Here is a 26,582-nt window from a genome sequence, read left to right on the forward strand (position 1 = left end):
CCGTCGACCGTCTTGTTTTCGACGCCGGACGTTTGGCCTCGAACTGACGGCTGACGAACGTCCCGGCGCCCGTATGGGACGTTGCGAAGCCTTCCGCAAGCAGGCTTTCATACGCGACCGTCACCGTCGATCGTGAAACCGTCAGCGCAGCGGCCAGTTCTCGCGTGGATGAAAGGCGCTCTCCAGGCCGAAGGCGCCCGTCCAGAATTGCCTGCCGGATCTGACGGTAGATCTCGCCACTGAGGTCATTTCGACCAACAAGACTGACGTGAAAAGCCACAATCCTGGTCCATCTTCCTTTGCAATGGACCGGCAACCCTGCACAACGGTGAGCGTTCCATCATACCGCTTCACAGATGTGGAAATGGCAACCGAAGGTTCCTTGAGCGTGAAGCTTATCAGTCAAGGGCAAGGCCCGGTTGTTCGCGGAATGCGTGGTCGTGGAGCGCCGGCTTGGGCCCGGCAGGACTCGAACCTGCAACCAGACCGTTATGAGCGGGCGGAACAAACACGCGGTTGTTGATTTTGCTGCATTTTCGTTGGAAGCTGATCGTGTTCGTTGCGTTCTGATGAGATTTTTTCTGGAGCGAAGCCGGTGCGATAGATCAGAGGACTGAGGACCTATGCATGAGGGCGAGCGCGAACGTTGAACTCGATGCCGGCAGCAAGACATTTGCCTCGGGTCTCTTGCCGGATTTGATAGCCGCATTACGCCGTAGCCGTAAGGGCGATCTGGTGGCGGTGATCAGTGGCGACCCAAGTATCGGCCCCGAGCTCGAGGCATGGTGTCGCTTCACCCGCAACAGTTTGGTCGATACAGCAGTCGAACACGGTCGGACGCGATGGGTGCTTCGGTACGGAGAGGCGCCTGAGAATGTGGGAGAAGATCGGCCTATCGGTTCTCGATTATGGCTTTACACCAACTTCGATTGTAACCTGAGCTGCGACTATTGCTGCGTGCGCTCGTCACCCAAAGCTCCGCGGCGTGCTCTTGGTATCGAGCGGGTCCGACAGATCGCAATCGAGGCCGCGGAGCTCGGCGTCAGGGAGATTTTTGTTACTGGCGGGGAGCCGTTCATGCTGCCGGATATTGGCGAGATCATTGCCGCGTGCGCTGCGGCGGCGCCGACGACAGTTCTCACCAACGGCATGCTGTTTGCCGGGAGTCGGCTCGCAACGCTGCGCTCACTACCGCGTGAGCGCGTAACCCTGCAGATCAGTCTCGACAGTCCCACGCCGGAGCGCCACGACAGCCATCGGGGGAAGGGGACATGGGCGCGTACCTGGAAGGGGATCGAGCGGGCTCGCGCCGAAGGATTCCGCGTGCGATTGGCGGCGACAGTGTCAACTGACGCGGAGGCCGAAGAGTTTCGCAGCTTCCTTGACGCCCATCAAGTCAGCGAGGAGAATCGGGTGATCAGGCGAATTGCGCTGCGAGGCGCCGCTACACGGGGCGTCGCTGTTGCAAGGGCAGACTTGGTGCCGGAGGTGACAATTACCGCCGAGGGAGTGTTCTGGCATCCGGTTGGAGCCGAGGATAACGACCTGCTGGTCAGCGGCGAAATCTTTCCGCTCGCCGAATCCTTCGCAGCCGTGCGCGACGCTTTCTATCACGAATCCGAACACCAGCGCCGGTTGGCAACGATTTTTAATTGCGCCTGACGAGATCGCGGAGGGTACGTTTACGGCCGCTCTAAAAAGCCCTGCTGGGCCGACGCTTCCCGCAGTGACGCATATGCTTCAAGCTGTGGCGCGACCCATTGGCGCAACCCTTCTGCCTCGAGCACGGAACGATGGGTCGGGTTATCGAAGCTCATGGCGAAGAGCGCCTTGGCAAATTGCTGCTCCAGCGCCGGGTCGAGATCGGACCGAGCTGTGAACATGCAGTGGTTGAAGGGCGGCGAACTCCATATCTCCGTTAGCGCACCTTCCGGCACCAGGCGCTGGGCGCGTACGGTATCCCAGAAGGGGCTGCCGATGGCGCCGGCATCAGCGCGGCCGTCGAGCACCGCACGAACGACCTCGGACTCGCTCGTCCCGGTGTCACCGTGCTTGCCGACGTCGCTGTCGAAGCGCAGCGTTTTGTAGTCTTCCCCCTCGACCACTCCCTCGCGCTGGAGAAAGTAAACCGGAAGGATTGCCGCGTGGCCACTGTCGCGGCTACCGAGAGCCAGCGTGCGGTTCCTGAGGTCAGAAAGCTTGGAGACTGAGCCTCCAGTTGCGGCGACGATCTTGGTCATCCATCCCACATCGGTGTCGCGCATCGCGATGGGTCGGCATCGCCGATCGCTCCACGCCTCGGACTGGATAAATGCGAGGTTGGTATTCCATCCGATGTCGATGCGCGGCAGCGCATCGCCAGGCAGGGCAAGGAGGGCCGCGACTTGGGCTTCGTAGCTCTGAAATAGCACCACCTCGACGGGGAGATGCGCTTCCTCGTGAAAGTACCGCCGCATCCCCTCCCAGATGCTGACCACCTTTGGATCATATGCGACCGCACCTAACCAGATCGTCCGGGTCATGATGGCCTCACTTGTCGCGCTGGAAGTTCAGATACGATCAGTTCGCTTGCAATTCGCTTGCCGAAATTTCCGAACGCGTCACCGCGCTCAGAACAACGGTATTCCCAAAATGGCCTTGCCGATGAAGTCGCGCAGAACATCGCTCGTCGGCGCCATGACAGCACCGGCATGGGCATCGCGGAACAATCGCTCGATGGCCAGATGTTTGGAGAACGCCGCGCCTCCGCACACCCGCATCGCGGTCGAGGTGACAGCGATCGCGACCTCACCTGCCGCCGCCTTGCTCTCGAGCACGCGCAGCATGGTGGTATCTCGGGGACGCTCAAGGTGATCGACGAGATCGTCGATGCGCGCCGCAAGCCCGTCTGTGTCGATCTGCATCGTCGCCAGTTGGGCGCGAAGCGTCTGCAGGCTCTCTCCGAGGGTCTGGCCCAAATGATCGAAGCGCGCGCTGTTGAGATGAGACGCTGTGCCCGCGACTGCGGCCCGGCAAAGGCCCAGCGCGACCGCCGAGGTTCCGAGGTTGAACAGCGGAAGCACGACTTCCAGCATCGCCTTGAAGCCGGCGCCGTCATCCGTCAACTGGAGACCGGGTGCAATCTCGCAATCCTCGAGGATCATCGGCGCGGAAGCATTGGCGCGCATCCCGAGACCATCCCACGGGCCGGCGACCGACAGCCCGGGGGTGTCGCTGGCGACGAGATAGAGCGTCGAATCCGTTGCAGCCTTGCCTTCGGGAGACAGTGCCGAGACGACATAGCTTTGAGCGTGACCCGCGCTCGTCACAAATGATTTTTTCGCCGTGAGGTGCACGTTGGCGGCGTTGCGCTTTGCTCGCGAGACGGGCGCCCAGAAGTGACTGCGCGATCCGGCTTCGCTGAATGCCAGGGTGGTCAGGTGTCTTCCCGCCGAAATGTCCTTTAGCGTCTGCGCGACGGTGGCCCCTTGACGGGCCGTCGCAATCGTCGCGGTAGCGCACACGTGCATCAAATAGACCATCGCCGCTGACGCGTCCGCTTCCGCAAATGTCGCGACGATCGCGGCGAGGGTCCGCGGTCCCAGGGCCGCGCCGCCTACCTCGGCGGGCAGCATGATCCCCAGCAATCCCGCCGGCCCGAGCGCTGCGACGGCCTCGGACGAAAATCGCCCGTCCTTGTCGTTTTGCCTGGCCGCCGGCGCGAGGATGTGATTGGCGATCTCCTTGGCATTCGAAAGTGCAGTCTCGTGATTCATGACTACCCTCGACATCCAGATGCTGACCACTGGGTTCTAGAACATCGAACCCGCTCTCTCTCTTCCCGATGCTATGCGAGCCGTACCATGGGATCAACACGACCAGCTTCGGACATGGCGATCTCTTGGCGATCTCTTGCCGTGCCAGCAGCACTACGGGGCAAGGTAATTACGTTCGTCAAAGCCATTTCGTTACGTCGCTCGGAAATTTTTTTACGCCGGTGAACCGCCTCTTTGGACCGTCGCCGGCGGGGCGGCGCTTGCCCGCTGCCGAGTGGAACGCTACCAATGACCAGCAAGGGCGTAACGAGGTCTGCCTGGTAATGGCAATCAATGATGACGACCCGCTGCAATTGATCGCGATCGCCGATCCCCTGCGATTCCGGTTGCTGCCGTGAGCTGCGCAGCGATCGGAATCATTGGCAAGGCGCCGCAACCCGGCCGCTCGAAGACACGGCTTGCGACGGCCGTTGGTGCCACCGCTGCTTCCGAGCTGTCTGGCTGCTTTCTGCGCGACGTCGCTGCAGCCATCGAGGCGGTGCCCGAGGCGCTCGGCAGGCGCGGCTATGGTGTCTATGCCCCGGCAGGAGCCGAAGACATCATGCGGCAGTTGCTTCCGGCAGAATTCGGACTGTTGCTACAGGTCGGCGATGATCTCGGACACGTGCTGATCGGTGCGGCGCGTGCGCTCCTGGATGCCGAACATGACTGCGTCCTGCTCGTCAATGGCGACAGCCCGACCTTGCCGTCTCGTTTCCTCGTGCGGGCGATCGAAGCCCTGCGCGAGCCCGGTGATCGGATGGTGCTCGGGCCGGCGAGCGACGGCGGCTACTATCTCATTGGGCTGAAGCAGGCTCATCGGCAGCTATTTGTGCGCATCGCGTGGGGAACCGAAACCGTTGCCCGCAGCACATGTGACCGAGCCGCCGAGATTGGCCTTGCCACGACGCTGCTTCCGGAATGGTACGATGTCGACGATATCGAAACCTTGGGTTGGCTGCAGGAGGAACTCGCCGGCGCTTCGACTCGCTTTCGTGAAGGCGGATTTGCCCCCGCGAGCCGGGCCTTTCTCAAGGCCGGGCCCCTGATAAGGCCGTGAACTGATGGCCGGGAACATTTCCAATCAACCCGGTCGACTGGCGCGCGCTGCCAAGCATGTCGCTCCGCTTCATCTTTTGGCCGGCATCGGTGTCATCATCGTCGGCATGACCCTCGTGACGCCCTTTGCCTTCGAGACTCTCGGTGACAATGCCTTCATCGCGCTGGCCATCCCCGCGGGTCTCTTGACGGTCGCCGCGACGGACCTCGCCGAGCGCGCTCCGCAGAAACACGCGCTCTGGCTCGTGTTTGGATGTGCGATCATTCTGAGAGGCTATTTGCTGCTGTTCGATCCGCTCCTGTCCAGTGACATCTATCGCTATGTCTGGGACGGCAGGGTTCAGGCCGCGGGCATCAACCCCTTCCGTTACTTCCCGGCCGACGAGACGCTTGCATTTCTGCGCGACGAGACGATCTTCCCCCATATCAACCGGGCCGATACGGCCGTCACCATCTATCCCCCGGTGGCGCAATTTTTCTTCCTCATCGTCACGCGGCTAGGCGAAAACGTGACAGTGATGCGTCTCGCGCTGCTTGGGTGCGAGGCCGTGACCGTGACGCTGATCATGCTCTTGCTGCAGCGAACGAACCGCCCGGTGACGCGCGTGGTCGCCTATCTCTGGCACCCGCTTCCGCTGTGGGAGATTGCCAACAACGGCCACGTGGACGCGCTGATGGTTGCGCTGATGCTGCTGGGCCTGTGGATCGCCTTGACCGGCCGAGCTCTCCGCGGAGCGGTGGTGATCACTTTCTCAGTGCTGGTCAAGCCCTACGCGGCGCCGGTGCTGGCCGGGATCTGGCGCCCTTGGGACGTCAAGATGCCGCTCGTCGTGATCGCTACCGTTGCGCTTTGCTATCTTCCCTATCTGTCGGTCGGCTCGGGAGTTCTCGGATTCCTGACCAAAGGCTATCTGACAGAACAGGGGATCAGTGGCGGCAACGATCTCTGGCTGTTGTCACTTTGGCGCCTTGTGTTTGGCTATCATGAAGGTGATGTTGCCGCCTACCTTGCGCTGGCAGCGCTGGCTCTTTGGTTCACGGGACTCTCCGTGGCCCGCAGCTCTCATCACAGCATCGCATCCAGTCTTGCCGACATCAACATGCTGTTACTTCTCACGCTCCTGTTGTTGTCGCCCAACTATCCCTGGCATTTTCTAGTTATAATGCCGTTTGTCGCCCTGTGTGGATCCGCACCTGGTTGGGCGGTTTCGATCGGAGCGCTGTTGCTGTCCGAACAGCTCGATTGGGATTTCTACATTCCGAGAATTGTGAGCAAATCAATTCTGTTCGGAGGTCTTTTCCTAGCTTGCGCCTTTACGGCGTGGAGGGCCCGCATGCAGCGGACTGCAGATTCCGGGGCATCGCAATGAACATTTCCGGCGAAGTGCAGAGCACTGGCGCGCCCTTCGATCCGCGCCGCTATCACGAGTCGGTCACGGCCGAGCGTACCGCGATCGCCCAGCGTCCGCCGGTTTGTCTTTATCTGGAAGTGACCAACCGCTGCAATCTGCTGTGCACCACCTGTCCTCGCACCTACGAGGAGCTCGAGCCGCCAGCAGACATGAGCTGGGATTTGTTCACATCGATTGTCGACCAGCTTCCCGATCTGGCGCGCGTGGTTCTGCACGGCGTTGGCGAGCCGATGCTGGTCCCGAACCTGCCGCGAATGGTCAAATACCTGAAAGGGCGCGGCGTTTACGTCTTGTTCAACACCAATGGAACGGTCCTCAGCGAGCGCAACGGCCGTGCGCTGATCGACGCCGGGCTTGATGAGCTGCGTGTATCGCTCGACGCGTCAAACCGCGAGAGCTTCAAGGCGATTCGTGGCAGGGATTATTTCGGTCGGATTGTCCGCAATGTTCGCGCATTTCGCGAGCTGCAGGAGCGGGAGGGGTTCGCAAGGCCGCAAGTTTCCGTTTGGCTCACCGGCCTGAAAGAGACTGTCGAGCAACTGCCTACATTTGTGAAAGTTGCGGCGGAGATCGGTGTCAAAGAGGTTTATCTGCAACGGCTCGTCTTCTTCACTGAATCCGCCATTGGCATGGCGCGGCCGGATCAGGCCCTGTTCGAGCGCCTGACGCAGGAAGAAGCGGCCTACTTGAAAGAGGCGGAGGATCTGGCGCATTCCCTCGGCGTGACCTTCAGCGCGTCGGGCGCCGCAACCGAGCCGGGACTGAGCCTAAAGGGCAGTGGTGACGGTTCGCCGTGGTCGCTCTGCCGGCGGCCATGGTCGCTGATGTATTTCACGGCCAATGGCCGGGCCTTGCCGTGTTGCATCGCGCCGTTTTCGCAGCATGGCTATGACAACTATACGCTCGGCCATGCCGGGCAGCAGTCGTTGCGGGATATCTGGAACGGGCCCGCGTATCGGGACTTTCGTGAGGCGCTCCTTTCGGACAAACCACCTGAATGCTGCGCCAATTGCGGGCTGCGCTGGAGCCTGTGAACGAGGTAACCCACGAGATCGGCGAGAAGCGGCCTGCGTCGGGCCGCCCGCCCATCGTTTCGGCGATCATTCCGTGCCTCGACGAGGAAGCGGCGATTGGCCAGGTCGTAACCGAGGTGCTGGCGCAGAATGTGAGCGAAGTCGTCATTGTCGATGGGGGCTCGCGGGATCGTACCGCCGAGCGGGCAGAAGCCGCCGGAGCTCGCGTGATTGTCGAGCGGCGCCCCGGCTATGGTCGCGCCATCCAGGCGGGCATCGCCGCTGTGCGCGATGACGCCGACATTCTCGTCTTCCTCGACGGCGACGGCAGCGATCCTGCGGAATTCATCTCCAAGCTGGTGTCGCCGATCGTCGCTGGGCAGGCCGTCTTCGTTCTCGGCTCGCGCGTTCGCGGTTCACGTGAGCCAGGCAGCCTGACACCACAGCAGCTCCTCGCGGCCCATGTCGGCAGGCTGCTCCTGCGCCTCGTCTATGGCGTGGGCTTTACCGACCTGTCGCCATTTCGCGCCATCCGCCGGGATGAACTCAGACGTCTCGGCATGAAGGAGGAGACATATGGCTGGAACCTGGAAATGCTGATGCGGGTTGCGGCCGCCCGCTTGCCGGCACTCGAGATCGCCGTGGGACAGCGGCGCCGGATCGGTGGGGTATCGAAGGTCTCCGGCAATCTCATTGCCGGCATCAAGGCAGCCTGGTCGATTTCGACGACATTTGTTCGCCTCGCGATTGAGCTGCGACACCAAAGGGGTCCGGGAGAGAGGCGCGGCTAGATCAGCGAGTGCCGGCAACCCGACAAGCAGCGATGTCCCGGGGGGCTTTTCGATCCCGTGGCTCCGGTGGCGAAAACACCGCCAGGTATCCGCCGTCGCCTGCGAGCTGATGTGTGGCGACCTCGCGATAGCCAATGGCGGTCAGTTCGCAACGCAACAGCTTGATTGGCGTGCCATGCTCCGACGTCGGACGCTCGAGGTCGACAATTCCGACCCGCGCGCCCGGCTTCAAGGCGGGCGCCAGATTGTAGAGGAAGGCGTAGGGCTGAGCTATTTCGTGATACATGTGCACGAGGATGGCAGCGTCGAGCGAGGAAGTGGGAAGGCGCGGATCGTGTGGTTTGCCCAGTGCGAACCTGACATTTGTCAGCCTCAGGCGTTGCGTTCGCCTGGCGAGCGCGATGAGGTAACTTCGCGTGACGTCCTGGGCGATGACGGAGCCGGTGGGACCGACGAGACGCGAGAGACGCACCGTGTGGTAGCCGCTGCCTGCACCAATGTCGGCGACGTTCATGCCTGGCTTGAGTTCAAGAAGGCGGGCGATCTCACCGGCCTCATTCAGTGAATCGCGGTGCTGCTCGGAGGCACGGCTTGGGCTGACGATCTGCGCAACCGGGCGCTCAGGTGAAGGGAATTCCCTTGCCGGGACACCCGGCGGAGCAAGATAACCAATGTCAGCGGCGTGTCCGCAACTTGCGCCCAGGCCCACAAGAAGCATCACCGCGCGGGCCAGTGCTATCATGCTCGTCTCCCCACGTAGAACGACAACGACTAACCGGCGATGTTGAAGAACCAGCCAATAGGTCCCTTCCCATCGCGCACGGCAGGGATTTTGCGGCGCAACCAGGCATCCAGGCCGAGACTGCGGCCGGCGCCCTCGAGCACAAACAGGAACATCAGCATGGCCAGGAACATGTACGACCACGGCCACTCGGCCGGATCGCCCGGCCGATAAATGCCGAGCCAGAGTTGCAGCGTATAGGCGAGGGCCAGCACGCCCACGAACCGTACCGCAAGCCCGAGGATCATCGAAGTGGCGAACGCAAGCTCGGCAAGAAAAACAATTGGCCCAAAGAAATTCATGTTGGGCAGCACGATATCCTTCACGAAGGTGCCGTGAAACTCGAACGCTGCGCGGGTCGTTTCCTGTTCGGTCCAGTATTGCAGGCCGCCGGACACGGGCAGCGGCAGTTTCCACAACATGCCCTCGAACCACATGCAGCCGATCAGCACCCGCACCAGCCAGATTCCAAGGTGTCGCCCGCTACGTTGCGCCGGATCCTCCCGCCAATTCTGGAAGGCCACTGCAATGCCGGCGAGCAGCAGCGCCCAGAACAGCGCCAGGATCAGAAAGCGCCAATTTCCGAGACTAAGATAATCGCTGGTAGTCGCGGTCAGGAACTGCCAGACGTCGGTAAATGGATTCTTGGGCATAGGCGCGTGCTCCAATGAATTGAATGGTTGCTTTGCCTATCGGCCAGTTGGCGCACCGTCGCGTGGGCGATCGAAGGACACCTACCAGGTACTTACGCAGTAGAGTGCGTGGTTATTACGCGGAGGCGCGTCAAAAACTTAGATAGCGCCCGTACCTCGCCCGGGAAGGCTTCCTGGTCTTTGCCCGCGTTGTGCGGTGCCACCGCGCGCGCGGCACGCCGCTATCCTCGGGCGCCGGCCCCAATGATCTGTGGTGCGCCGACTTCAAAGGCGAGTTCAAGCTCGGCAATGGTCAATACTGTTATCCGCTGACCGTTACCGACCATGCCTCGCGCTTCCTGCTGTTGCGCGAAGCGCTCGATTCCACGCGCGAAGAGCCTGCCATCACCGCCTTCGAACGGCTGTTCCGCGAGCACGGCCTGCCGCTGGCGGCGCATCCATCCGCGGTCTCCACAGCTCAGCCCCACTTCAACTTATGACTCTGAGATAGAATTTTCAGCCGCGTAATTGCATCTGGAGGGATTACTACTAGAAATAGTCTGCAGGCGTTGTGGCAACTGCTTACTACAATTGCTGATAGCGCCGCACTGTCAGCGTATAATTCCCAGACTGAACTCCGAGTAGCTAACTGCATTTCGCGCAAGCTCCGGCACAAACTGCGTATCAAACAAGATTAGGCGCACTGGAGCGCAGATCTAGTCTGACCCAAAGCATTTGCCGATACTGCCCGGCGTACCGAATCGTCCTTGGCAATGCCTCCACCACCCGACAGTTCTGGAAGGATCAGGTCCGGCATCGCATCAACTCGGCGGCCGCCAAAGTCAATTCGTCAGCGGGGCAGGCGTGGATGCCGAAAAGAACGCGGCCGGTTCCGATGCTATCACAGCGCGCAATGAGAGAAGGCATTCGGCCATAAGTCGGACCGCCGCTCTTTTTGTGAAATCCAATATCGTCAGGATACTCGCATCCTGCATCTCCGCCCGCCCACCGAGGTGTGCAGGTGATGCGCTCAGGACAGCGACGTCCGTCGCTGTCCCATATTTTCCGTTTCGTTATTAGCAAACTCTGACCGTTTGCTGAACGTATGTGTACCCGTTCCACACGGACTGGGTTTGATAGCAGGAGGCATAGGCTCCAGCCGCCCCGAGCGCCGCACCCGCTGCCACGCCGGCAGCTGCGGGCCCCCAACCTCCGTAGTAGCCTCCGCGATAGTACCGACCGCCACCGTGCCAGCCAGGACGAACTCGTCCCGCCCATTGAGTTCCTCCGCCGTGCCAGCCAGGCGGTCTTACCCCATGGTGGGGACCTGCGTGAAATCCGGCGGCGTGAAATCCACCCGCTCGGCCACCGCGGCGCGCATCCGCTTCATCTGGGAGTAGCGTTAAACCAGCAGCGATAAGGCTCAGAGCCAATACTGAAGTGCTTGGGCGCATGATCGTACTCCATTATGAGGCACAAGCCCGGAACGCCTTCTATCGAAGTCCGTTCCGGCGATTTGAAGTAAATCTTACGTTGAACTTCGACCCGGAGGAACCTGGCCCATCGCAAGTTAGCGGGCGTTGAGACGTTGGGCCGCTGCGCGGCGGCCGTCAGCATCGGAGACACGACATCATCTTCACTGACATCATCTTCACTGACTTCGATATGCCCCGCGGCATCTAGTGGCGCGATGTCTGTTGTTAGGGTTAGAGCGGACGAGGCTGGGACGCCGTTCAACTTTCGAAAGCGACCGCGTAGCAGACGTTGACACTTGAAGGCGACGGAGCAGCGCCGCGCCAAAACAGCTTGAGTGGCGGCGTCTTGGAAAGTCCGTAATCGCTTGCCGACGTCTGCTGAGACTCCCCGTCGGACAAAATTGCGGAACCGTGCGAATTGCCGCGCAAGCATCCGCTCTTGGCACAAAGTGCATAGCCCACTTCTGGCACTAAGTGCATAGCCGAGGCGGTGAAGCCTAAAGCCATCACATGCTAAGATCCAAGCGTGTTTCGGTCTTAAGCGCACAGAAGGTTGCAGAACTGAACGCCTGGCGTCAGCTTTCCGAGGATGAATGGCAACGGGTACGCCTCGCTGGGAGCGGGCGTAGAAGACCATCGTCGGGCGGTAATTTGTTTCCTTGCAAGGAAGCCGGGGCTTCAGGAAAACCGCGACCCTGGCGAAGAGCAGCTTCAAGGATCTACTTCGTGATCGAATGCCTCGTCGGCGTGACCGTTGATGTCGGCGCGGCATTCGAGATCGCGAACGTCACCCAGACGTTCCAGCCTTCCGGCCGGTTTTCCGCGGCGAATTCCTTGTAACCCTTGAAGTTCAGATATCCCTGCTTGTCTCCAATCGGGAAAAGATAGCCGAGCTGGGGTCCAACTCCGAAAACGCGCGACCTAAAACCGCCAAGGAAAGGCGCGGCTCCGAAGTCGTCCGTTACCTGCTGGTAGGCATATCCGACCGCGCCGACAAAAAGCTGCTTAGACAAAAAGTGCGATGCGCCCCAGTCAAAATGGAAGTCGATGCCGCTTTGATAGTTCGTGGCCGTGTTCTTGAAGTTGTAGGTGAAACCGGCGACGCCGGAGAATTCGATTCCCGTCGTCGGGTTGAGGTAGGTATAGCCGGCGCCGAAGTCGATGCCGCCATGCCCGATGCCTATGTTGGATAGGCGTCTGGAGTCGTAGGATCCGACCGGGATGTCACCGAACCCGTAGACCATGTAATTGTGGACGCCCTGATTCCATTTCAGCGTCACCAACGGATAGAGATCACCGACGCCGGTCAGCGAATCCGACAGGAACCCACTGCGTGTCGCGACGATGGGACCGACCTGTGCGGTCAGCGTACCGGCGATGCTGGTGTCAAGGTGGCCGACAGCGCCAATTACGCCGACGGCGAGTTGGCCGCCGAGCACGGGCGTCGCGAAGGTGTAGGTTGGTGAGATAAACGTCAGATTGCCACTGGCATTCAGATTGGCGTTGAGACTGACGTTTGCCGTCGCCGGGACCTGGCCTATCGAGATTTGGCGCGCCGCGGCAACGTTGCCGGAAGCGTCCACGTTGGTGTGATAGCCTACGACGCCGAGCGACCAGCCCGGAACCGCAGGGGCTGCAGCCAGGCTTCCAAACTGACCCGGAAGCCAAAGTGATATGCCGTTCTCGTCTGCCGATGATGCTTGAGGATGAAGCGCCAGCGCCATGGCCGCCGCAGCAAATCCAACCCGGCGAACTCTCGACGATGCTGACATCATCCGAACACCCCGCCACCGAATGCCGACTCGGCAACTAGATCACAGATTGTACGAAAAATCTGCGACCCTTGCGCCACAGGTTGCTCGAAAATTCGACGCCGTTGAAATTGGGCCAAAGGGCATCTCAATCCGAGGTGCGGCCGGTCCGCCCTTGGGTGCCCAGGCCCTATTTCGGCACGGTGGTCGGTGGCGTCGCGCTCGGCACCATCGTCGCTGCGAGCGTGGCGGGAACGGCCCCGGCCGCGCCAGCGGCGAACATGTGCTGGTACTGGGTCGATTCCGCACAGGTTCAGGGCTACTGGGACTACTGCACGCCGCCCCAATGAGAGGTTGAGCAATAACTGAAGAGCTGGTCCATTCGAAGGAGCAGCGGCCAGCGGTCGGACACGCCATGAGCTTCCGTCTTACGCTCACGAGCTGGGTCATGCTGATGATCGGCCTGTTGGCCGCGCTGCTCGTTTTCGTCCAATTGCGTACGCTCAATATCGCCGTCCAGGAGTCCGCGACCTCGACGATGGACGCCGCGAGGGCCTCAGGATTCGGTGGTCGAACTCGCCAACGAGGTTCAGGTCCTGCGCTGCAAGCTGATAGGCGAGCGGGACTGACCGGGCGACGCCGTTGCGCCAGAGCCGGGCCCTTTCGACGCAATTGGCTTCCGCCATCGCAGCGCCAGAATGCAAGAACCCCTCCTGTCTGGGCCGGGAGGAGTAAACTCGACGCGATCGGAATCGGCTTGGAGCGATTTCAGTCGTAGCTCTCCAGCGAATGCTTTTCCCGACTCGGTCCTCTCGCCTTGTTCCAGGCCTCCAACCGGTGCGTCGCGGCGCCGAACGAGATGCTCGAATTGCTCAGGCGATGCGCCGCCGTGACTCGTTCAGGCCGCCAGGTCCGCGCGACGACCTCGCAGCCCTAAGGTCTCCGAGGGGTATTCGCCGAACAGTGCGAAATAGTACTGAGAGAACCGCCCGAGCTCGACAAAACCTTGTTGCAGGGCGACCTCGGCGACGGTGGTCTTGCCGGGCGAACTTTCCTTCAGCGTCGAGTGAATCGCGCAAAGTCGTTTGTAACGAAGAAACGTGACCGGCCCGATACCGAACACATCATGAAAGGCGCGGTGCAGCCCGCGCCGCGACACGCGAAACGCGGCGCAAAGCTCCGACACGTGCACCGGACGCGCGCCAGCGGCGGCGAGATAATCCTCGACATTGTGCACGAGCCGCAGCGCCGACGGCAGCGTGCCGGTCTCGTCCAGCGGCAACGACTGGAAGATCGTCGCGGTGATGCAATCGACGATGGCGCGCTTCCAGAAATCGGCGGAGGATTCCGATAGCGCGTCCTGGTGCTGCGCGAGGCGGGAGACGATCTGCGGCAGGCGGTGCGCCGTCACCGCCGCGATGGCGGGACCGGCGCGATAGCGATTCTTCTCGCACCAAGTCGCGGGATCGCTCAGGCGCGCTTCGCCGGCGAAGATGGACGCGACCTCGGACAGATCGAAGCGCAGCGCCGCATAGGACGAGGCGCCGTGGAAAGTGCCGTCGTGCTCGATCGCGGGCGGAATCACCAGAACGTCCGCAGGGCGCATGTCGAAGGCAAAGTGGGTGACGCGGTCTTCTGCCGAAAGCAACATGCCGACGATCAGCTTGTCGTCGCTTGAGGTGCGCTGGGTGCGGACGCCGAGGTTGAACGAACCGACGCTGAGGGAGAAATCGCCGATGCCGATATGCGACAGCGTGCCGCGCAGCTTGCCGCGCCGGAGCTGCATGACATCGACATATGAGCCCTGCACCGCCTGGTGCAGTCCCTCGAAGCCATCTAGGTCGCAACTGCTGACCGAAAGGCGACCGCCCATGTGATGAGCCCCTAACTGTCACGTGAGTAGAATAAGACCTGCAACCCTCCGGCGATAGCGACTTTCTGCATACGTTTGATGCGCGATTTGACGTGCACCGTTTCCCTCGCATTTCCCGTGCAAGATTCCCGCAAGTTTTCATTAAGATATCGCAAGACCCGAGTGGGGATATCTACCTCGTAGAATCGCGAACGGGGTGTGGCGGGACGCAGCCAACATTTGGCACGATCTGCACATCACAGACGCTTGGCACTGATCTATCGTCGCAATTTCCAGATGCAGACACGCGCCGACGTTGCATCACCGGCACTCGCGCAAAGGAGGAGCTTGCACCACGCGTGCGCATGAAGGGTAAGAGGGACTGACTTGTTTTCTTCACCGCATAGTTGGGTGGAGTTGAAAATGAAAGGGCTCGCCAATGCGTTCATCGAAGGCGGCGTTCGATCGTCAGGGACGTGCCATATTTGGCATTCTTGCTTGCACCCTAACGATTGGAATCGGCGTCGCATCAACCCCTGCGTCAGCGTTCAATATCGGCGCGACCCGTTCGCTTGCTGCACAAGCTATCCCCAGCCAATCCAATCTCGACGCGATTGAAGTCCGCGCTGCCGGACGGGGCGGCCGCGTTGCTGTTGGACCGCGTGGTGGCGTAGTGGCCCGCCGTACGACCGTAGTGCGGCCGGGATTTCATGGGGCAGGAACGCGTGTCGTCCGTCCCGCGGTACGTCCTGCTGCAGGTTGGGCGCGCCCCGGCTGGTACCGGTGGCCGAGGGGTGGGGCGATCGCGGCAGGTGCGGCGATCGGCTTCGTGACTGCCGCAACAGCCGCTGCCTGGGCGGGCTCCGCACCGGCGCCGGGCATGTGCTGGTACTACACGGATCCATCCCGCACGCAGGGCTTTTGGGACTATTGCCCATAAGCCGCCAGGCAGCAGACGTACGCTGGGGAAGTCGCGATGTTGCAAGCCGGGGCCGAAACGGAAGAGCGCCCACCAGACGACGGCAGGACCGCCGATATGCTCTTCGTTCCCGGCGGAACGTTCCGCATGGGCTCGGATCACCATTATCCCGAGGAGGCGCCGTCGCACCGCGTGTCCGTCGACGGTTTCTGGATCGATCGCACGCCGGTGACAAACAGGCAGTTCAAGGCGTTCGTCAGGGCGACCGGTCATGTCACGACGGCGCAGATTCCGCCTGACCCGAAGGATTATCCGGGCGCGCTGCCGCATATGATTTATGCGGGGTCGCTCGTGTTTTCGCCGCCGCGGCAGGTCAGCGGCCTCAAGGACTGGAGCCAGTGGTGGACCTTCATGAAGGGTGCCGACTGGCGGCATCCGTATGGGCCGAAGAGCAACATCAATGTGCTCGACAATCATCCGGTCGTGCACGTTTCCTACAGCGATGCGCTGGCCTACGCCAAATGGGCGGGCAAGGATCTGCCGACCGAAGCGGAATGGGAGTTCGCCGCGCGGGGAGGGCTTGAGGATCAAGAATTCGCCTGGGGCGACGCCTTGACGCCGGGCGGGCAGCATATGGCTAACACCTGGCAGGGCAATTTCCCGATCGAGAACTCCAACGACGACGGCTACGAGCGCACCTCGCCGGTGACGGCGTTTCCGCCGAATGGCTACGGCGTCCATGACATGATCGGCAACGTCTGGGAGTGGACGTCGGACTGGTGGTCGCAGAAGCACGAGGCCGATGCACCGAAGGCCTGCTGCATTCCGCAAAACCCGCGCGGCGGCCGCGAGGACGCCAGCTACGATCCGTGCCAGCCCCAGGTCAGGATTCCGCGCAAGGTCTTGAAAGGCGGTTCGCATCTCTGCGCGCCGAACTATTGCCGCCGCTATCGTCCGGCCGCGCGCCATGCGGAGCCTGTCGATACCTCAACGAGTCACGTCGGATTCAGATGCGTGATGCGTCCAACCGGCATGAGTGAAGGGAATGGATAGCAACAAAGCGAGAATTCAACACGCAAGGCAGGGAGAACTGACATGTCGGCTACCATGATCAATCTCATCATCCAGATTATCGCCGGCGCGATCGGCGGCAACGCTGCCGGAGCCACGATGAAGAATCTCGATCTCGGGGCGCTCGGCAACACGATAGCCGGTGCGCTCGGCGGAGCGGGGGCGGGACGCTGCTCACGGCCCTTCTACCGATGCTGCAGGGCGCGGCGTCGGGCGATGTCGATATCGCAGCGCTCGCCGGTCAGGCAGTCGGCGGCGGCGTTGCCGGCGCAGTGGTGACCGCGATTGTCGGCCTCATCAAGAATCAGATGGCGGGCGCAAAGTGAAGCTGTTTGTGAGTAGAGGAGACGAAGCCATGATGCCGAATGTCCGCGCGAAGGGGCGCGTGCTTGTTGCCTGTGCTGCTATCACGTTTGGCTTGTGCCTGACAGCCGCGCCAGGCTCCGCTCAGACGCAGACCCCGGCCCCGGCCGAGCAAAACCAGGGTTCAGGCACCCCACCGGCCGCCGCTCCAGCGCCCGCCTCGGCGAAGCTTCCGGAAGGGCAGATCGAGCAGCTTGTGGCGCCTATTGCGCTCTATCCCGATGCGCTGCTGTCACAAGTGCTGATGGCATCGACCTATCCGCTGGAGGTGGTCGAGGCGGCGCGCTGGTCGAAAGCAAATGCGAGCGTCAAGGGCAAGACGCTCGAGGACGCCATGCAGAAACAGTCGTGGGATCCGAGCGTTAAGGCGCTCGCCGCAGTTCCGCAGACGCTGCAGATGATGAGCGACAAGCTGGAATGGACGCAGCAGCTCGGTGATGCCTTCCTCGCGCAGGAAGAGGATGTCATGAGCGCCGTGCAAAAGCTGCGTGAGCGTGCGGAGGCGGCGGGCAATCTCAAATCGACACCGCAGCAGAAGGTATCGCGCGCCTCGCCGCCGGCGGGCGTGAGCGTACCTGCGGGAGCGCAGCCGCCGATCGTAATCGAACCCGTCGATCCCGGCACTTATTATGTACCCGTCTACGATCCCGCCGTCGCCTATGGCACGTGGGAATATCCGGCCTATTCGCCATTCTACTGGTATCCGCCCGGTTTCGTAGCAAGCGGCGTGGTCGCATTTACCGCCGGCGTCGTGGTGGGCGCTGCGATCTGGGGCGGATGCGACTGGTGGCGGAGAAGCGTGAACATCAACGTCAATCGCTTCAACCAGTTCAATCGCACCAACATCGTCAACAATGCCTGGGTGCACAACCCGGCTCATCGCGGCGCCGTCGCTTATCGCGACGCCGGCGTTGCGGCGCGGTTCGGCAAGGGCAACACGGCAGCGGCGCGCGAGGCCGCGCGAGGCCGCAGCAACATCGGGCAGCGCGATCTTTCGAAGGCCGGACCGGGGCGAAGGGACGCGATGAAGCCAGGCGCCGGCAATCGCGCCACCAAGGCTTCGCGGCCGGGCAGCAACAAGCAGGTCTCGCGTGCAGGTGGGAAGAAGCAGGTCTCGCGTGCGCGCACCGGGGCCGGCAATCGCGCTGTCGCGCAACGGCCGAATATCAACCGGGCGCGCGTCGGTGCGCGGCCGAATCCGGGCGGAGCACGTGCGCAGAGCATTCGCGCGGGCGGCGGTTTTCGCGGTGGCGGCGCGGCGCTTCGCGGCGGCGGCTTCCACGGTGGTGGAGGTTTCCATGGTGGCGGAGGACGACGACGGTAATTGGGATCGTGCTGACGCGATAGAGAGCAGCGGGCTCAACGAAGGGTCAGACGATACTGAAAGTTTTGAAGCCAGGAGTGTCGAATGAGTGACAAGAGCAAGAGCGTGCCGACCGTCCAGTCGGACAGCGGAAAAGGCCGACTGCTTCGTACCTTGCTCGCCGCCGCTATCGTGGCAACAAGCCTCTCTCCTCTTTTCCGATCCACCGCAGTCGCACAGCAGCCCGGCGGCGCGAAACCGAACATCCTCGTGATCTTCGGCGACGATGTCGGCCAGTCCAACATCAGCGCCTACACACACGGATTGGTAGGTTACAAGACACCCAGTATCGACCGTATCGCCAAAGAAGGTATGATGTTCACCGACTATTATGCGGAGAATTCGTGCACGGCGGGACGCTCCACCTTCATCACTGGGCAGGTCTGCCTGCGCACCGGGCTCTGCAAGGTAGGTATTCCAGGCGCTGCGGTCGGCCTGCAGGACCGCGATATCACGATCGCCCAGGCACTAAAGCCGCTTGGCTATTCGACCGGCCAGTTCGGCAAGAACCATCTCGGCGACCGCGACGAATACCTGCCGACCAAGCACGGCTTCGACGAATTCTTCGGCAACCTCTATCACCTCAACGCCGAAGAAGAGCCGGAGCAGCCGTACTATCCGAAAAACGATACAACGTTCGTCAAGAGCAACTCGCCGCGCGGCGTGCTCAAGGCATCTGCGGACGGCAAGATCGAGGATACCGGACCGCTCAACAGGAAGCGGATGGAAACGATCGATGACGAAACGACCGCAGCCGCCATCGATTTCATCCAGCGGCAGGTGAGGGCCAACAGGCCGTTCTTTACCTGGATGAACTCGACGCGAATGCACCTGTTCACCCATGTTCGCGAATCGATGCGCGGTCAGAGCGGCATGCCGGGCAACGAATATGCCGATGGCATGATCGAGCACGATGGCGACGTCGGCAAATTGCTGAAGGCAATCGACGACCTTGGCATCGCCAATAACACGATCGTCGTCTACACGACCGACAACGGTCCGAACCAGTGGTCATGGCCGGATGCGGCAACAACGCCGTTCCGCAGCGAGAAAGATACCAATTGGGAAGGCGCGTTCCGCGTGCCGGCGATGATCCGCTGGCCCGGCCGCATCAAGGCCGGCGAAGTATCAAATGAGATCGTCTCCGGCCTCGACTGGTTCCCGACGCTGCTGGCCGCAGCGGGCGATGCCGACATCAAGGACCGGCTCGCGAAGGGCGCCAATGTGGGCGGCAAGACCTTCAAGGTGCATCTGGATGGCTACAATCAGCTTTCGTACCTGACGGGCCAGGCACCGAAATCTGCCCGCGACGCGTTCTACTACTTCAACGATGATGGAGAAATGGTGGCGTACCGTTACGGCAACTGGAAGGTCGTATTCTGCGAGCAGCGCAAGCCGGGCGGATTCGAGGTGTGGGCCAATCCGTTTACCTGCCTGCGCGCACCGAAAGTATTCAACCTGCGGATGGATCCCTTCGAACGCGCCGATATCGTTTCGGATCAGTACTATGACTGGCTCGCCAAGAACGCCTACCTCATTCAGTACGGCGTGTGGCGGGTGTCCCCCTTCCTGCAGACATTCAAAGAGTATCCGCCGAGCCAGCGCTCCGCGAGCTTCAGCATCGACCAGATGGTTGAGGCGCTGATGAAGAACCTGGACAAGACGGGTACGAAGTAGGGCCCGATGAACGCCCTGCGGCCTCGACGCCGCAGAACACAGTGAACCGGCTGCCGTCACTGGCGACCGATGGACTTCAAGGCGAGACAAATGAACGATCTCGGCACAAACACACCGCAAACCGGGAAAGCGTTACGAAATGCGAAGCATACGGCGGCCCGGGACGCCGTGCGCGATCTCAAGTTGCGGATCGGCAAATCCGTACTCGGCCAGGATCATCTGGTCGAGAGCATGCTGATCGGTCTACTTGCCAACGGCAATCTCCTCATTGAAAGCCTGCCGGGACTTGCCAAGACTCGCGCGGTCAAGACGCTCGCAAAAAACCTCGCAGCCGATTTGTCGCGCGTGCAGTTTACGCCGGACCTGCTGCCATCGGACGTGACCGGCGCGGAAATCTACCTTCAAACCGACAAGGGCGGTCAGTTCCAGTTCCAGAAAGGTCCGATCTTCGCCAACCTTGTGCTTGCCGACGAGATCAATCGTGCGCCTGCCAAGGTCCAGTCCGCGTTGCTTGAAGCGATGGAAGAGCGGCAGGTGACGGTCGCGGGCAAGACCTACAAGATGCCAGATCTCTTCATGGTGCTGGCGACCGAAAACCCGATCGAGCAGGAGGGCACCTATCCGCTCCCCGAGGCGCAGCTTGACCGCTTCCTTATGCATGTCGTGATCACCTATCCGGACGAGGCCACGGAAGGCGATATCATCAAGCTGAACCGTGAGGAGAATGCGCAGAAGCCGAAGGGCCATGCGGCGGAGCCGCCAGCGGTGCCGCAGCAGGCCGTTTTCGATGCGCGCGGCGAGATCGACGGCGTCTTCGTCTCGGACCTGGCGCAGAAATATATTGTCGACATCATCTACGCCACGCGGTTTCCGGGTCGGTACGGCGAACCCTTGGGCAAATGGATCCAGGTCGGTGCCAGCCCGCGCGGCAGCCTTGCGCTGGATCGTTGCGCCCGCGTGCGTGCCTGGCTCGACGGCCAGGAATTCGTCACGCCCGACCATGTGCGTGCGGTGATGCACGACTGCCTGCGGCACAGGCTGATCCTCAGTTACGAAGCGGTCTCGCAAGGCATCAATGCCGACCAGGTGATCGACAAGATCACCGAACTTGTCTCAGCCGCATGAGGGCGCCATGGCCGACGTGACAGCCAGCATGCCGGGTGTCTACGTCAGCTTCGATGATCTGCTCGCGCTTGAATACCGCGGACGCAAGGTCTCGTTTCTGCCGCGTCAGTCGGTGCGCAGCCTGTTGTCCGGCCGCTTCGCCTCTCGCATGCGGGGGCGCGGGCTCAACTTCGAGGAGATCCGCGACTATCGTTCCGGCGACGATGTCCGCTCGATCGACTGGAAGGTGACGGCGCGCCTGCAGAAGCCGCATGTGCGCGTCTTCAACGAGGAGCGCGACCGGCCGGCACTCCTGGTCGTCGATCAGCGGCTGTCGATGTTCTTCGGCAGCCGGCGCGCGATGAAATCGGTCGCGGCCGCCGAAGCGGCTGCGATCAGCGCCTGGCGCATTCTCGGCGCCGGCGATCGGGTCGGAGCCATCGTGTTCGACGACCGCGAATTCGTTGAATTCCGTCCCCGGCGCAGCCGCTCGACCGTACTGCAGATCCTGATGGCGATCGTTGCGCATAACCGGTCGCTCGGGGTCGGCCGCGGCCTGTCTGCATCACCGTCGATGCTGAACAAGGCGCTGCAGCAGGCGCTGCGGCGCGCCCTGCACGATGCGGCGGTCATTATCATCAGCGACTTCGACGGCGCGGATCAAGAGACGCGCAAGACGATTGGCGCAATGGCCCGTCACAACGATGTCGTGGCGCTGCTGGTGCACGATCCCCTGCAGAGCGACCTGCCGGCCACGGCCAGCATGACGGTGACGGACGGCGAACTGCAGATACATCTGGAAGTGGGGCGTGAAAGCGTCCGCCGGAGCATCTCGGAGGCGTTGCAGGAGCGGCTCAAAGGCGTGTTCGCCTGGACGCGGGAGTTTGGTGTCCCCGTGCTGCCGCTCAGCGCTGCCGAGGATACGGCTCAACAGCTTCGCCACCTGCTCGGTACCTTGCCGAGCCGTAGCGGACGCGGCGGCGGCCATGGTCAGGTGGGGGCGAGCCTTGGCTGACGCGCAAACCAAACCGGTCGATCCGCTCGCGGGCTTGATCGATATACCGCTCCCGCAGGAGGTGAGCCTGTGGCCGCAGACCTGGCCGTTGCGTGTCGCAATTGTGCTGGTCTCGGCGTTGGCTCTGCTGGCGATCTGGCGGTTCGTGCATCAGTACCGCGCCAATCGATACCGGCGCGAGGCGCTCGCCGAACTGGACGGAATACGGCGTGCGGCAGACGCAGTGCCGGACCAGGTTGCGACGCGATTGAGCGTGCTTGTGCGCCGAACCGCGCTGGGCGCCTTTGCGCGCGAGACCGTCGCTCCGCTCGCCGGCCCGGCGTGGCTCGCGTTTCTCGACCGCAGTTATGGCGGGCAGGAGTTCTCGCAAGGCGCGGGACGCTTGCTGATCTCGGCGCCGTATCAACGGACCCCGCCCGATCGCGACCAGCTCGAGGCGCTGGCCGACCTCGTCCATCGCTGGATCAAGGTGCACCATGTTTGAGTTCGCCTGGCCATGGATGCTTGCCTTGCTGCCGCTGCCGATACTGGCGTGGTGGTGGCTGCCGCCATACCGCGCGCGTCAGGCGTCGGTGCAAGTCCCGTTCTTCGACCGGCTCGCGGCAGCCACAGGGCAAACCCCGCAACGGGGTGCGGTGGTGCTGCAGCGGCGGCGTATTCAGATGATCGTGGCGATCCTGATCTGGACATTGATCATCGCGGCGCTGGCGCGTCCGCAGTGGGTCGGTGAAGCCATAACGCGCGAGGTTTCCGCGCGCGATCTCATCCTGGCGATCGATATTTCCGGCTCGATGGAGCAGAGGGATTTTCGCACCGCTGACGGTGCGACCCTCACTCGTCTCGATGGCGTCAAGCGGGTTATCAAAGATTTCATCGCGCGACGGCGCGGAGATCGCGTGGCGCTGATCCTGTTCGGAACCAAAGCCTACGTGCAGGTGCCGTTCACGCAGGATCTGCAGACCGCGGCGCAACTGCTCGACCAGGCAGAGGTCGGTATGGCCGGGCAGCAGACCGCGATCGGCGATACCATCGGTCTTGCTATCAAGACGCTCGAAGCCAGCACAGCGAAGCAGAAAATCCTGATCCTGTTAACCGACGGCAACGACACTGCGAGTCGTGTGCCGCCCGAACACGCTGCCGACATCGCGCGTCAGAAGGGCGTGGCAGTCTACACGATTGGTGTCGGCGATCCCGCGGCCTCGGGCGAAAATCGTGTCGATCTCGGCGTGCTGCAATCGGTCGCGGCGACGACGGGCGGGCACTTCTTCCGCGCCGAGGATGGCGCGCAGTTGCAGGCGATCTATGCCGACATCGATCGCGTCGTACCCGCGAAGCTCGACACGCTGTCATGGCGTCCGAAGCTGCCATTGTTCCAGTGGCCGCTAGGTGCCGCGGTCGTGCTTTCATTGGCGCTGTGGCTCGGCCTGTGGCTCGCTGGCGAACAGGAACGGAAAGGAGCGTTTCGTCATGCATGACGTAGGCGGCATTCCGTTCCACCTGCTGCGGCCACTGTGGCTGCTCGCGCTAATTCCGGTCGCGGCGATCTTCGCCATGCTGCTCCGGCGGCAGGACCCGCGAGCGCAATGGGCCGGCGTGATCGCGCCGCATCTCCTGCAGCACCTGATTGTGCGGCCGGGCCAGGGGCGCGGCGTCAGCCCGCTCTACCTCGTGACGGCTGGCATGGTGCTCGGCATTGTCGCCCTATCGGGACCGACCTGGCGGCGCGAACTGCCGCCTTTCGTCGAGGACAAGGCGCCGCTGATGATTGCGCTCGCCTTGAGCACGTCGATGGACCAGGTCGATGTCGCGCCGACGCGCCTCGAAAGGGCCAAGCAGAAAATCCGGGATTTGCTCGGCGACCGCGCCGGCGCCCGAAGCGGACTGATCGCCTACGCCAGCACCGCCCACCTCGTGATGCCCCTGACCGACGACCGTTCGGTTATAGAGCCGTTCCTGGCGGCGCTTGCGACCGGCCTGATGCCTGGGGACGGAAAGAATGTCACAGCCGCCGTTGCGCTCGCGACCCAGTTTCTCGCAGCCGAGCCGGTAGCAGGCACCATCCTTGTCGTGGCCGATGACCTCGACGAAGCCGCGATCCGTCAGGCAGCCGGCCGCAACGGCGTCGCGATGTTGAGGATGGCGCCGGCACAAGCCGGGGAGGGGATGGGCCTCGGCTCCGACGTCGTGCACGTCAGTGTGGACGGCTCTGACATCCATGCGATCGAACGCCGGATCGAAAGCCGCTTCCAGTCAGCGCAAGGCGATGCGTTCGGCATGCAATGGCGCGACGAGGGCTATTGGCTGCTGTTTCCGCTCGCGCTTCTTTGCCTGCTCTGGTTCCGGCGCGGAACGACGGTGGCGTGGGCGGTCGCGCTGGTGGTCGTATTGCATGCATTGCCGGCGAAAGCACAGGAACGGCCGCACCGCTTTGCGGATTTGTGGTTGACGCCGGACCAGCAGGGACGGATTGCGTTCGATCGGGGCGATTACACCACGGCGGCTCAACGCTTTGACGATCCGATGTGGCGCGGGATTGCCGCATACCGCGCCCTCGACTTCCTGACCGCCGCGCAGGAATTTCGCAAGGTCGATACTGTGGAGGGTCGCTTCGCGCTCGGCAATGCCGAAGCGCAGAACCATGCCTGGGAAAAGTCGATCAAGGCGTATGACGAGGTGTTGAAGGCGCAACCCGGCCATCTCGCGGCAAAAGCCAATCGTGCGATCGTCGCCGCTCTTTTCGAGGCGCAGGAGGAAAAACGCCGCAAGCAGGAGCAGGACGACAGCGCGCCGCCGGACCAAAAGGCGGATGAGATGCGCGTCGACCCCAAACAGAAGGGCGGCAAGCGCATTCAGGTCAGGCCGGAAGACGTCACCACGGCCGGCGCCGCAGAAGCCTGGATGCGCGCGGTGCAGACAACGCCGGCGGATTTCCTCAAGCTGAAGTTCGCGATCCAGGCGACCGGTGCGTCGAGCGCAGAGAGCAGGCCATGAAACGCGCCTTCGCCATGGCGATCTGTGCCTTTGCAGCGGTAGCGTCGCCTAGCGCATGGGCACAGCAGACCAACGTACCCAAGCCGATCCTGCAAGTGACGCTCGATCCTCCTCGCGTCGTGGTCGGGCAGCCCACGACGCTGCGCATCGACGTGCTGGCGCCGAACTACATGACGTCGCCGCCGGAGTTGCCGGGCTTCCAGGTCCGCAACGCGGTGACGCGGCAGTTGCAAAGCGTCAATCTCTCTGAAGAACGTAATGGAGTGGCCTTTGCCGGGGTGCGCTTCGAGTTCACGATCTATCCGCAGGAGCCCGGCGCCTTCGCCATTTCAGATCAGAAGGTGAAAGTGAAGTACGCGGCAGAACCGCCCGCCGCGCGCGAAGAACTGCTTTCTCTGCCGCGCGTGTCCTTTGACGCCTTCATTCCCGATGCAGCGGCCGACTTGGACCCGTACCTCGCTGCCAGGCGGTTGACGGTCGAGCAATCCGTCCAGCGTTCGTCGGACCGGCTCAAGGTGGGGGATTCCATCACCCGCACCGTGACAATCCAGGCGGCGGAAACGCCGGCGATGCTGCTGCCGTCGGTGACGTTCGCGGCGGTGGAGGGATTGGCCGTCTATCCCGCGCAACCCTCGCTGCAGGACAAGACCGAGGGGCGAACCGACGCGCTGACGGCGACGCGGACGGATTCCGCGACCTACATTCTGCAGCAGCCCGGCGACTATGTGCTGCCGGCGATTGATGTGCGCTGGTGGAACGTAGGTGAAGGGCGCGTCGAGACCGCACATCTCGACGCAGTGACGATGCAGGTGGCGCCAAATTCGGCTGTGCATGCAACCGGGACGAGCGCGCTGAAGGCGCGCCTGAATTGGACCGCCATCGTCGATCTCATTGCGGACTACTGGCTGTTCGCACTCCTTGCGACCCTCGTTGTCGCCGGACTGATCCGGGTCGCGCCTGGAGTAGCGCGAAGGATCGCGGCCTATCATCGCCGGCGACGGCAGGCGTATGAGCAATCCGAGGCCTTTGCCTTCAGCCGATTTCGCCATGCGGTCCGCCACCGCGACGCCAAGACCGCTTATTTTGCCATGCTTGATTGGCTGCCGCATGTTGGCGCGACAAAACCGGATCACACGGTCGAAGCCTTCAAGGTGGCTGCATGTGACCCCGTGCTGGACCGCCAGATCGATGCGATCGAAGTCGAGCTGTTTGCGGCACACCGCGACGCAGGCCATTGGTCGCGGCATCAACTGCTGCACCGGGTGAGTGCCGCCCGACGAAGATTACGACCGCGCGCAGGGCGCAGGAGCAATATGCGCTTACCCCAGCAACTGAACCCGGTCGGTCCTTCGAGCACGTCCGCCCATGGGGGCAGAAAGCCGGCCCGATGAAAGGAGCATGCGAAGCCAGATCAAACACAGCACAAAATCCAGATCATGAGAACGAGTGACCCAGAGTAGCCAAGGAGCGTCGAATGAGTAGTCAGAAGAATTGGCACAACGACATCGTCACCGATACC

The 26,582-nt window shown here is 62.3% G+C and carries 22 protein-coding genes and 3 pseudogenes; 18 read left to right on the top strand and 7 right to left on the bottom strand.

Features of this window, described 5'->3' with window-relative positions:
- Positions 1 to 64 precede the first annotated feature (64 nt).
- Positions 65 to 280: pseudogene (locus tag ACFXS9_RS40410) on the bottom strand (GntR family transcriptional regulator); the annotation flags it as partial.
- 347 nt (positions 281 to 627) lie between these two features.
- On the opposite strand from ACFXS9_RS40410, the gene ACFXS9_RS40415 reads away from it, so the two are divergent.
- Positions 628 to 1,662: a radical SAM protein gene (locus ACFXS9_RS40415; protein WP_392698984.1), complete on the top strand. Its 1,035-nt coding sequence runs from the start codon at positions 628 to 630 to the stop codon at positions 1,660 to 1,662.
- A 20-nt stretch (positions 1,663 to 1,682) separates the two neighbouring features.
- Here the strand turns inward: ACFXS9_RS40415 and ACFXS9_RS40420 are convergent, their stop codons facing one another.
- Complete coding sequence (locus ACFXS9_RS40420; protein ID WP_392698986.1) at positions 1,683 to 2,522, bottom strand: phosphate/phosphite/phosphonate ABC transporter substrate-binding protein; 840 nt, start codon at positions 2,520 to 2,522, stop codon at positions 1,683 to 1,685.
- Positions 2,523 to 2,609: 87 nt separating this feature from the next.
- Positions 2,610 to 3,755, bottom strand: a complete 1,146-nt coding sequence (locus ACFXS9_RS40425; RefSeq protein WP_392698987.1) for an acyl-CoA dehydrogenase family protein — start codon at positions 3,753 to 3,755, stop codon at positions 2,610 to 2,612.
- Positions 3,756 to 3,880: 125 nt separating this feature from the next.
- On the opposite strand from ACFXS9_RS40425, the gene ACFXS9_RS40430 reads away from it, so the two are divergent.
- The 5 genes from ACFXS9_RS40430 to ACFXS9_RS40450 all read left to right on the top strand — a co-directional run bounded on the left by ACFXS9_RS40430 (position 3,881) and on the right by ACFXS9_RS40450 (position 8,069).
- On the top strand, positions 3,881 to 4,153 hold the full coding sequence (locus tag ACFXS9_RS40430) for a hypothetical protein (protein WP_392698989.1): 273 nt from the start codon (positions 3,881 to 3,883) through the stop codon (positions 4,151 to 4,153).
- Positions 4,150 to 4,854 carry a TIGR04282 family arsenosugar biosynthesis glycosyltransferase gene (locus ACFXS9_RS40435; protein ID WP_392698990.1) on the top strand — a complete coding sequence of 235 codons (705 nt, stop codon included), beginning with the start codon at positions 4,150 to 4,152 and terminating at the stop codon, positions 4,852 to 4,854. Before ACFXS9_RS40430 ends, ACFXS9_RS40435 begins: the two co-directional genes overlap by 4 nt.
- Positions 4,855 to 5,131: 277 nt before the next feature.
- Positions 5,132 to 6,223, top strand: coding sequence for a hypothetical protein (locus tag ACFXS9_RS40440; protein WP_392698992.1), 1,092 nt, complete (start codon positions 5,132 to 5,134; stop codon positions 6,221 to 6,223).
- Positions 6,220 to 7,299, top strand: coding sequence for a radical SAM/SPASM domain-containing protein (locus tag ACFXS9_RS40445; RefSeq protein WP_392698994.1), 1,080 nt, complete (start codon positions 6,220 to 6,222; stop codon positions 7,297 to 7,299). Before ACFXS9_RS40440 ends, ACFXS9_RS40445 begins: the two co-directional genes overlap by 4 nt.
- Positions 7,263 to 8,069 carry a glycosyltransferase family 2 protein gene (locus ACFXS9_RS40450; RefSeq protein WP_392698996.1) on the top strand — a complete coding sequence of 269 codons (807 nt, stop codon included), beginning with the start codon at positions 7,263 to 7,265 and terminating at the stop codon, positions 8,067 to 8,069. Before ACFXS9_RS40445 ends, ACFXS9_RS40450 begins: the two co-directional genes overlap by 37 nt.
- A 1-nt stretch (position 8,070) precedes the next feature.
- On the opposite strand, the gene ACFXS9_RS40455 is transcribed toward ACFXS9_RS40450, so the two are convergent.
- Positions 8,071 to 8,811 (bottom strand): class I SAM-dependent methyltransferase, encoded by a 741-nt coding sequence (locus ACFXS9_RS40455; RefSeq protein ID WP_392698998.1) that lies wholly within the window; start codon positions 8,809 to 8,811, stop codon positions 8,071 to 8,073.
- A 29-nt stretch (positions 8,812 to 8,840) separates the two neighbouring features.
- Entirely contained in the window at positions 8,841 to 9,503 is a 663-nt protein-coding gene (locus ACFXS9_RS40460) for a DoxX family protein (RefSeq protein ID WP_392699000.1), read from the bottom strand.
- Between the two features lie 200 nt (positions 9,504 to 9,703).
- Between ACFXS9_RS40460 and ACFXS9_RS40465 the strand changes: the two are divergent.
- Positions 9,704 to 9,979 (top strand): annotated as a pseudogene (locus ACFXS9_RS40465) (IS481 family transposase); the annotation flags it as partial.
- 1,697 nt (positions 9,980 to 11,676) lie between these two features.
- Here the strand turns inward: ACFXS9_RS40465 and ACFXS9_RS40470 are convergent.
- The gene (locus ACFXS9_RS40470; RefSeq protein WP_392699001.1) at positions 11,677 to 12,732 is read right to left on the bottom strand and encodes a transporter; all 1,056 of its coding nucleotides are present in this window, start codon (positions 12,730 to 12,732) and stop codon (positions 11,677 to 11,679) included.
- Between the two features lie 134 nt (positions 12,733 to 12,866).
- Between ACFXS9_RS40470 and ACFXS9_RS40475 the strand changes: the two genes are divergently transcribed.
- Complete coding sequence (locus ACFXS9_RS40475) at positions 12,867 to 13,058, top strand: hypothetical protein (protein WP_392699002.1); 192 nt, start codon at positions 12,867 to 12,869, stop codon at positions 13,056 to 13,058.
- Between the two features lie 548 nt (positions 13,059 to 13,606).
- On the opposite strand, the gene ACFXS9_RS40480 is transcribed toward ACFXS9_RS40475, so the two are convergent.
- Positions 13,607 to 14,581, bottom strand: a complete 975-nt coding sequence (locus ACFXS9_RS40480; RefSeq protein WP_392699003.1) for a helix-turn-helix domain-containing protein — start codon at positions 14,579 to 14,581, stop codon at positions 13,607 to 13,609.
- A 955-nt stretch (positions 14,582 to 15,536) separates the two neighbouring features.
- Here ACFXS9_RS40480 and ACFXS9_RS40485 point away from each other — a divergent pair.
- The 10 genes and pseudogenes from ACFXS9_RS40485 to ACFXS9_RS40530 all read left to right on the top strand — a co-directional run bounded on the left by ACFXS9_RS40485 (position 15,537) and on the right by ACFXS9_RS40530 (position 26,454).
- Positions 15,537 to 16,532, top strand: a complete 996-nt coding sequence (locus tag ACFXS9_RS40485; RefSeq protein WP_392699005.1) for a formylglycine-generating enzyme family protein — start codon at positions 15,537 to 15,539, stop codon at positions 16,530 to 16,532.
- Positions 16,533 to 16,574: 42 nt separating this feature from the next.
- Positions 16,575 to 16,876 (top strand): annotated as a pseudogene (locus ACFXS9_RS40490) (hypothetical protein).
- A 29-nt stretch (positions 16,877 to 16,905) separates the two neighbouring features.
- Entirely contained in the window at positions 16,906 to 18,237 is a 1,332-nt protein-coding gene (locus ACFXS9_RS40495; RefSeq protein ID WP_392699007.1) for a DUF3300 domain-containing protein, read from the top strand.
- 84 nt (positions 18,238 to 18,321) lie between these two features.
- Positions 18,322 to 19,953 carry an arylsulfatase gene (locus ACFXS9_RS40500; protein ID WP_392699009.1) on the top strand — a complete coding sequence of 544 codons (1,632 nt, stop codon included), beginning with the start codon at positions 18,322 to 18,324 and terminating at the stop codon, positions 19,951 to 19,953.
- 90 nt (positions 19,954 to 20,043) lie between these two features.
- Complete coding sequence (locus ACFXS9_RS40505) at positions 20,044 to 21,078, top strand: AAA family ATPase (protein ID WP_392699010.1); 1,035 nt, start codon at positions 20,044 to 20,046, stop codon at positions 21,076 to 21,078.
- A gap of 7 nt (positions 21,079 to 21,085) precedes the next feature.
- Positions 21,086 to 22,072: a DUF58 domain-containing protein gene (locus tag ACFXS9_RS40510; protein ID WP_392699012.1), complete on the top strand. Its 987-nt coding sequence runs from the start codon at positions 21,086 to 21,088 to the stop codon at positions 22,070 to 22,072.
- Positions 22,065 to 22,556: a DUF4381 domain-containing protein gene (locus ACFXS9_RS40515; RefSeq protein ID WP_392699013.1), complete on the top strand. Its 492-nt coding sequence runs from the start codon at positions 22,065 to 22,067 to the stop codon at positions 22,554 to 22,556. The genes ACFXS9_RS40510 and ACFXS9_RS40515 overlap by 8 nt, the downstream gene beginning before the upstream one ends.
- Entirely contained in the window at positions 22,549 to 23,547 is a 999-nt protein-coding gene (locus tag ACFXS9_RS40520) for a vWA domain-containing protein (protein WP_392699014.1), read from the top strand. Before ACFXS9_RS40515 ends, ACFXS9_RS40520 begins: the two co-directional genes overlap by 8 nt.
- Positions 23,540 to 25,063: a VWA domain-containing protein gene (locus ACFXS9_RS40525; RefSeq protein ID WP_392699016.1), complete on the top strand. Its 1,524-nt coding sequence runs from the start codon at positions 23,540 to 23,542 to the stop codon at positions 25,061 to 25,063. The genes ACFXS9_RS40520 and ACFXS9_RS40525 overlap by 8 nt, the downstream gene beginning before the upstream one ends.
- Positions 25,060 to 26,454, top strand: a complete 1,395-nt coding sequence (locus tag ACFXS9_RS40530) for a BatD family protein (protein WP_392699017.1) — start codon at positions 25,060 to 25,062, stop codon at positions 26,452 to 26,454. The genes ACFXS9_RS40525 and ACFXS9_RS40530 overlap by 4 nt, the downstream gene beginning before the upstream one ends.
- Positions 26,455 to 26,582 lie beyond the last annotated feature (128 nt).

This window comes from Bradyrhizobium sp. RDI18 (assembly GCF_043203335.1).
GTDB classification, from domain to species: domain Bacteria; phylum Pseudomonadota; class Alphaproteobacteria; order Rhizobiales; family Xanthobacteraceae; genus Bradyrhizobium; species Bradyrhizobium retamae.

Coding starts and splice junctions, on each gene's coding strand:
- ACFXS9_RS40415 (WP_392698984.1), top strand. CDS start 628: ATGAGGGCGAGCGCGAACGTTGAACTCGATGCCGGCAGCAAGACATTT.
- ACFXS9_RS40420 (WP_392698986.1), bottom strand. CDS start 2,522: ATGACCCGGACGATCTGGTTAGGTGCGGTCGCATATGATCCAAAGGTG.
- ACFXS9_RS40425 (WP_392698987.1), bottom strand. CDS start 3,755: ATGAATCACGAGACTGCACTTTCGAATGCCAAGGAGATCGCCAATCAC.
- ACFXS9_RS40445 (WP_392698994.1), top strand. CDS start 6,220: ATGAACATTTCCGGCGAAGTGCAGAGCACTGGCGCGCCCTTCGATCCG.
- ACFXS9_RS40450 (WP_392698996.1), top strand. CDS start 7,263: ATGCTGCGCCAATTGCGGGCTGCGCTGGAGCCTGTGAACGAGGTAACC.
- ACFXS9_RS40455 (WP_392698998.1), bottom strand. CDS start 8,811: ATGATAGCACTGGCCCGCGCGGTGATGCTTCTTGTGGGCCTGGGCGCA.
- ACFXS9_RS40460 (WP_392699000.1), bottom strand. CDS start 9,503: ATGCCCAAGAATCCATTTACCGACGTCTGGCAGTTCCTGACCGCGACT.
- ACFXS9_RS40470 (WP_392699001.1), bottom strand. CDS start 12,732: ATGATGTCAGCATCGTCGAGAGTTCGCCGGGTTGGATTTGCTGCGGCG.
- ACFXS9_RS40480 (WP_392699003.1), bottom strand. CDS start 14,581: ATGGGCGGTCGCCTTTCGGTCAGCAGTTGCGACCTAGATGGCTTCGAG.
- ACFXS9_RS40485 (WP_392699005.1), top strand. CDS start 15,537: ATGTTGCAAGCCGGGGCCGAAACGGAAGAGCGCCCACCAGACGACGGC.
- ACFXS9_RS40495 (WP_392699007.1), top strand. CDS start 16,906: ATGATGCCGAATGTCCGCGCGAAGGGGCGCGTGCTTGTTGCCTGTGCT.
- ACFXS9_RS40500 (WP_392699009.1), top strand. CDS start 18,322: ATGAGTGACAAGAGCAAGAGCGTGCCGACCGTCCAGTCGGACAGCGGA.
- ACFXS9_RS40505 (WP_392699010.1), top strand. CDS start 20,044: ATGAACGATCTCGGCACAAACACACCGCAAACCGGGAAAGCGTTACGA.
- ACFXS9_RS40510 (WP_392699012.1), top strand. CDS start 21,086: ATGGCCGACGTGACAGCCAGCATGCCGGGTGTCTACGTCAGCTTCGAT.
- ACFXS9_RS40520 (WP_392699014.1), top strand. CDS start 22,549: ATGTTTGAGTTCGCCTGGCCATGGATGCTTGCCTTGCTGCCGCTGCCG.
- ACFXS9_RS40525 (WP_392699016.1), top strand. CDS start 23,540: ATGCATGACGTAGGCGGCATTCCGTTCCACCTGCTGCGGCCACTGTGG.
- ACFXS9_RS40530 (WP_392699017.1), top strand. CDS start 25,060: ATGAAACGCGCCTTCGCCATGGCGATCTGTGCCTTTGCAGCGGTAGCG.